This window comes from Nonomuraea longicatena, assembly GCF_039525605.1.
GTDB classification, from domain to species: Bacteria; Actinomycetota; Actinomycetes; order Streptosporangiales; family Streptosporangiaceae; genus Nonomuraea; species Nonomuraea longicatena.
Genome location: NZ_BAAAHQ010000015.1, coordinates 256597 through 262765 on the forward strand (window position 1 = coordinate 256597; position 6169 = coordinate 262765).

The window sequence follows — 6169 nt, forward strand, 5'->3', positions numbered from 1 at the left end:
ATTTATGGAGTCCTGAATAAGTCGGGAGAGAGTTCGTCCATGACACCCACCATCGCGATCGTCGGAGCTGGAGCCCGCGGCCTCATCTACGCCAGAGCGGCGGCGGCCGACGGCCGGGGCCGCGTCGTAGCGGTCGCCGAACCGGATCCGGCCAGGCGCGCCGTCCTCGCCGCCGAGCACGGCCTGCCCGACACGGCCTGCTACGCCGGATGGGCGGAGCTGGCCGCAGTGCCCAAGCTGGCCGACGCCGTCGTCATCGCCACGCAGGATCACATGCACACCGAGCCCGCCGTGGCCTTCGCCCGGCTGGGTTACGACATCCTGCTGGAGAAACCCATGGCTCCCACCGAGCCGGAGGCGCGCGCCATCACCGAGGCGGTCGAGCGCGCCGGGGTGATCTTCGCCGTCGGCCATGTCCTGCGCTACACCCCCTACACCAGGGCGCTGAAGGAGATCGTCTCCAGCGGCAGACTGGGCTCCGTCTCCAGTGTGCAGCATCTGGAACCGGTCGGCTGGTGGCACCAGGCGCACTCGTTCGTGCGCGGCGCCTGGCGCGAGAGCGCCGGGTCGGGGCCGATGCTGCTGACCAAGTCCTGCCACGACATCGACTGGCTGCTGCACGTCCTGGAGGATCAGCCGGTCAGCGTCGCCTCCTTCGGCTCGCTCACGCACTTCCGCCCGGAGAACCGGCCGGAGGGCGCGGGCGCCCGGTGCGTGAGCTGCGCCGTCGAGTCCGGCTGCCCGTACTCGGCCAAACGGCTCTACCTCGGCTGCCTGGGCGACCCGAAGTCGGAGTTCTGGCCGCTCGGCCCGGTGACCCCCGACGCCACCCCGGCCGGGGTCATGTCCGCCCTGGAGACCGGCCCGTACGGCAGGTGCGTCTACGCCTGCGACAACGACGTGGTCGACCAGCAGGTGGTGATCATGGAGTTCGCCGGAGGCGCCACCGTGTCGTTCACGATGACCGCCTTCACCCCGCTCGAACACCGCAAGACCCGGATCTTCGGCTCCCACGGTTACGCCGAGGGCGACGGCAGGACGATCAGGGTCGTCGACTTCACGACCGGAGCGGAGGAGGTCGTCGACTCCCAGAACGGAGTGGGCGCGTCCCTGGCCGACGGGCACGGGGGCGGTGACGCCGGGCTCACCCGGGTCTTCCTGGAGGCCGTCGCCACCCGCGACCAGGCGCGGCTCGGCGCCGACGCCGAGGCGGCGCTGGCCGGGCACCGGGTCGTCTGGGCGGCCGAGCGCGCCCGCCGGACGAGGACGGTGCAGGCCCTCTGACCCTGCCGCCCGCGTAAGACCCGCCGAGCTGAGGCCCACGAGAGCGCCGCCCTACCGCAGCTCTCCCCAGCCGGCATCGAACCACCCCCTTGGAGAAGCACGTGCGTACTCGCCGTCCCGCAATCGCGTTACTGGCCCTCGCCCTCATGGCCGCCGGATGCGGCTCGTCCACCCAGTCCGCCGGATCCGAAAACGCCACGATCAGCTACGCGATCTGGGACAAGAACGACCAGGCGAGCGCGGAGAAGATCATCGCCGCCTTCCAGCAGGCCAACCCGAAGGTCACGGTCAAGCTGGAGATCACCCCCTGGGCCCAGTACTGGACCAAGCTCCAGACCGCGGCCTCCGGCGGCACCGCCCCCGACGTCTTCTGGATGAACAGCCTCAACGTCCGCATGTACGCCAAAGGCGGCGTGATCGCCCCCCTCGACGAGAGCAAGGCGGACGGGCTCCCCACCGCGGTCGTCGACGGCTACCGCTACGACGGCAAGCTGTACGGCCTGCCGCACAACGTGAACGTCCCCGCCCTCTGGTACGACAAGAAGGTCTTCGACTCCGCCGGAGTCAAATACCCCACCGCCGACTGGACCTGGGCCGACGTCCAGTCAGCCGCCAAGAAGCTGACCGATCCGGCCAAGGGCCAGTACGGCATCATGGCCCCGATGTGGGACCAGGCCGCCTTCTACAACACCATGCTCCAGGCCGGCGGCCGGGTGCTCTCGCCGGACGGCAAGAAGAGCGGCTTCGACGAACCCGGCTCCATCCAGGGCCTGGAGTTCTGGACCAACCTGATCAAGGAGAAGTCCGCCCCCGCCGCCGAGGTCTACAACGACACCGACCCGATCCAGCTCTTCCAGTCGGGGAAGTACGGCATGCAGTACGGCGGCTCCTGGCTGGCCTCCACCTACTGGAACAACCCGGAGATCCGCGAGCGGGTCGACGTCGTCCCGCTGCCCAAGGGCCCGCAGGGCAGAGGCGTGGTCGTGATCGGGACGGCCAACGCCGTCTCGGCCAAGAGCGAGCACCCGGAGGCGAGCAAGGCCTTCGCCGAGTTCGTCGTCTCCCAGCAGGCGCAGCAGATCCTCAGCGACTCCGGCGGCGGTGCCGTGTCGGGCCGCGAGGGCACCCAGGAGAGCTGGTTCAAGGCGTTCCCGACCTTCCACCTGAAGGAGGTCTTCGACGTCGCCGCCTCCGACGGCGTGCCGTACCCGGTGAGCCTGAACACCGCGCAGTGGCAGGACGCGCAGCAAAAGCTCCTCGCCGAGGCGTGGGCGGGCAGAAGGCCCACCGCCGACGTCGCGAAGGAGATCGCGGCGCGGATGAACGAGATCCTGGCCAAGGAATAGGCGATGAGCACGGCACAACGCGCCAGACGCGAGTGGATCTGGGGCTACGCGCTGGTCGCGCCCATGGCGATCGGGCTGGCCGTCTTCTACCTGTGGCCGGTCGTCCAGACGCTCTACCTCAGCCTGACCGAGTCCGGCGTCTTCGGCGGCCACACCTGGGTCGGCCTGGCCAACTTCGCCGAACTGTTCGGCGACGCCGAACTGCTGGGCGCGCTCGGCAACACGCTGACGTACGCGCTGCTGGTGCTGGCGGGCGTCCCGGTGTCCATCGTGATCGCGGTCCTGCTGAACGTACGGGGGCTGCGCGGGCTGTCGGTCTACCGGACGCTGTACTTCCTGCCGGTCGTCACCATGCCCGCCGCCGTCGGCCTGACCTGGCGCTACCTCTACAACGGCGACTTCGGGCTGATCAACTACCTGCTGGCGAAGGTGGGGATCGACGGGCCGTACTGGATGGGCGACCCGAAGTACGCGATCTACGCCATCGCGGTGGTCGGGATCTGGAGCTCGATCGGCTACAACGCGGTGCTGTTCCTGGCCGGGCTGCAGAGCATCCCGCGACCCTTCTACGAGGCGGCGTCGATCGACGGGGCCGGGCGGATGCGGCAGTTCTTCCGCATCACCCTGCCGCTCCTGACGCCCACCACGTTCTTCGTCATGGTGATCACGGTGATCAGCGCGCTGCAGGTCTTCGACCTGGTCTATCTCATGATCGACCTGAACAGCCCGGCGCTGGCGGGCAGCCGCACGATCGTCTACCTCTTCTACGAGAAGGGCTTCGTGCAGAACCAGCGCGGCATGGCGGCGGCGATCGCGGTCCTGCTGCTCGGGCTGATCCTCGTGCTCACCGCGATCCAGTTCCGGCTGCAGAAGAAGTGGGTGCACTATGAGTAGCACCAGGACGTGGCCCGTCCACCTGGCCCTCGGTGCGGGCGCGCTGGTGATGCTGGCGCCGTTCGCCTGGCAGCTCATCGTCTCGCTGCAGTCGCTGCCGGAGTCGCTGCGCGTGCCGCCGGCCTTCGTGCCCTCGTGGCAGTGGTCGAACTTCGCGGAGGTCTTCCGCACGGTGCCGCTGGCCAGGCAGATGTTCAACACGGTCGTGGTCACGGCGGCGGTCACGGCGGGGCAGTTGCTGCTGTGCTCGCTCGCGGCCTTCGCCTTCGCGCGGCTGCGCTTCCCCGGCAGGGGCCTGCTGTTCGGGCTCTTCCTGGCCGTGCTCATGGTGCCGGCGGAGCTGTTCCTGATCCCGCGCTACGAGATCATGCAGGGACTCGGCTGGCTGAACACGCTCCAGGCGCTGATCGCGCCCGGCGTGTTCGGCGCCTTCGGCACCTTCCTGCTCCGCCAGTTCTTCCGCACGCTGCCCAGGGAACTCGACGAGGCCGCGCGCCTCGACGGGGCCAATCCGCTGCAGATCTACTGGTGGATCATGCTGCCGCTGGTACGGCCGGGCCTGCTGGCGCTCGGCCTGCTGACGGTCATGTGGTCGTGGAGCAGCCTGCTGTGGCCCCTCGTGGTCAACACCGACCCGGAGCTGATGACGCTCTCCGCCGGGCTCGCGTCGCTGCGCGGTCAGTACCTGACCGACTTCCCGATCCTGTTCGCCGGATCGATCGTCGCGTCGCTGCCGATGATCGTCCTCTTCGTGGTCATGCAGCGGCAGCTCATCGCCGGTATCGCCTTCACCGGCTCTAAAGGCTGATTTATCCCCATATATCCCTATCAAAAGGTTATGAAGGAGTTGATGTGCGTTCCTACCGCAGCAGGATCGTCATCGCCGCAGGCATCCTCCTGGGCAGCGGCCTGGCCGCGCCGCCGCCCGCGGCGGCAGCCCAGGAGGCGCCCGTGGACGTCCAATTACTTTCCATCACCGACTTCCACGGCTACCTCAGCCCGGCGACCGACGCGGCGAACGGCACCATCAAGAACTCCCGGGGCGAGACCCTCACCGTGGGCGGCGCGCAGTACCTCTCCACCCACCTGAAGCGGCTTCGGGAAGGGCGCCAGAACACGGTCACCTTCACCACCGGAGACGACTTCAGCGGCTGGCCCACGTACGTCTCCCAGCACGCGGACGAGCCCACGATCGAGGTGCTCAACCGCCTCGGCGTGGAGTTCACCGCAGTCGGCAACCACGAACTCGACCGGTCGCTGGAGTTCCTGCGCGACCACATGGCCAACGGCACGTGCTTCGGCAGGATCGGCCTCGACAGCTGCTTCACCGACTCCTCCGGGCAGCGGTTCAAGGGCGCGAACTTCGAGTTCTCGACCGCCAACATCACCGAGAAGGGCTCGGCCCAGCCGGTGCTGGCGCCGTACGTCGTCAAGTGGTTCACGGCGGGTGAGCGCCGCTTCCCGGTCGGCTTCATCAACCTGACCACGCCCACCACCGTGACGGGCTCCACCTCCTACCAGCCGACCCTGGACAACCTGCCGCTGGTCGAGACCGCTGACAAGTACGCGGCCGAACTCAAGCAGCAGGGCGTGAACGCGATCGTCGCCAACGTGCACGAGGGCGGCACGACGACCGAGAACCTGTACGACCGCTGTACCAACCCCACGGGTCCGGTGATCGACTTCGCCCGGCAGGCCTCGCCCGACATCGACGCGATCGTCACCGGTCACTGGCACTCGGCGTTCAACTGCTCGATCCCCGACCCGGCGGGCAACCCGCGCCCGGTCGTGGAGGCCTCCTTCCACGGCAAACTGGTCAACGAGATCAACCTGAAGCTCGACCCGGCCGACGGGGAGGTCATCAGGGCGCAGACCACCGCGACCAACCACCCGGTCACCAGGGACGTCCCCGCCGACGCCGACATGGCGGCAACCGTGGACTACTGGGTGGCCAAGCAGCCCACGACCGCCGCCACGCCGGTCGGCAAGATCACCGCGAGCCTGACCAGGGCCCGTGACGCGGACGGGGAGAGCACGCTCGGCAATCTCGTCGCCGACGTGATGGCCCGCAAGCCGTCCTGGCCCTACCGTGCGACGGCCGACCTGGCGATGGTGGCCGTGGCTCCGGTGAAGGGCTCCAACTCCTTGCGCGCCGACCTGATCCGCTCCGGCGACGGCACCGTCACCTTCGGGCAGGCATGGAACGCCTGGGGCTATGCCAACCCGGTGCTGACGGTCTCCGTGAAGGGCAGCCAGATCGAGCAGGCGCTGGAGCAGCAGTGGCAGACCCAGCCGGATGGCACGGTCAAGTTCGCGCCGCTGGCCGTGTCTGGCAATGTCCGCTTCAAGTACGACCTGTCCAAGCCGGTCGGCAGCAGGGTGCTCCCGGCCAACGTGCTGATCGACGGCAGGCCCCTCGTCCCGGCCAGGACCTACCGCCTGGCCGCGCTCGCCTACACCCTGATCGGCGCCGACGGTTACACCGCCTTCGCCGGGTTCACCGACCCGGTCAGAGGCGAGCGTGACTACGAGGCCCTCCGCGCCTACCTGGGCGGACGTCCGTCCGTCTCCCCACCCGCGTTGAACCGGGCCTCCCCGGTGTGACCTGACCACGACCCGGCTTCGGCGGCGCCGCCGTTCCACCG

5 protein-coding genes are annotated in these 6169 nt (G+C 68.8%); all 5 read left to right on the forward strand.

Annotation, left to right across the window (positions count from 1 at the left end; all coding sequences use genetic code 11):
* Nucleotides 1–39 precede the first annotated feature (39 nt).
* The 5 genes from ABD120_RS16755 (at nucleotide 40) to ABD120_RS16775 (ending at nucleotide 6128) form a co-directional block, all read left to right on the forward strand.
* Nucleotides 40–1284, forward strand: a complete 1245-nt coding sequence (locus ABD120_RS16755; protein WP_343950819.1) for a Gfo/Idh/MocA family protein — start codon at nucleotides 40–42, stop codon at nucleotides 1282–1284.
* A 101-nt stretch (nucleotides 1285–1385) separates the two neighbouring features.
* A complete protein-coding gene (locus tag ABD120_RS16760) occupies nucleotides 1386–2630 on the forward strand; it encodes an ABC transporter substrate-binding protein (RefSeq protein WP_343950820.1) in 1245 nt (414 codons plus the stop codon).
* Between the two features lie 3 nt (nucleotides 2631–2633).
* Nucleotides 2634–3524 carry a carbohydrate ABC transporter permease gene (locus ABD120_RS16765; protein WP_343950821.1) on the forward strand — a complete coding sequence of 297 codons (891 nt, stop codon included), beginning with the start codon at nucleotides 2634–2636 and terminating at the stop codon, nucleotides 3522–3524.
* A complete protein-coding gene (locus ABD120_RS16770; RefSeq protein ID WP_343950822.1) occupies nucleotides 3517–4332 on the forward strand; it encodes a carbohydrate ABC transporter permease in 816 nt (271 codons plus the stop codon). Before ABD120_RS16765 ends, ABD120_RS16770 begins: the two co-directional genes overlap by 8 nt.
* Before the next feature lie 44 nt (nucleotides 4333–4376).
* Entirely contained in the window at nucleotides 4377–6128 is a 1752-nt protein-coding gene (locus ABD120_RS16775) for a bifunctional metallophosphatase/5'-nucleotidase (RefSeq protein WP_343950823.1), read from the forward strand.
* Nucleotides 6129–6169 lie beyond the last annotated feature (41 nt).

Excerpts from the sequence above, each read along its gene's own strand:
- ABD120_RS16755 (WP_343950819.1), top strand. The coding sequence starts at position 40 with ATGACACCCACCATCGCGATCGTCGGAGCTGGAGCCCGCGGCCTCATC.
- ABD120_RS16765 (WP_343950821.1), top strand. The coding sequence starts at position 2,634 with ATGAGCACGGCACAACGCGCCAGACGCGAGTGGATCTGGGGCTACGCG.
- ABD120_RS16770 (WP_343950822.1), top strand. The coding sequence starts at position 3,517 with ATGAGTAGCACCAGGACGTGGCCCGTCCACCTGGCCCTCGGTGCGGGC.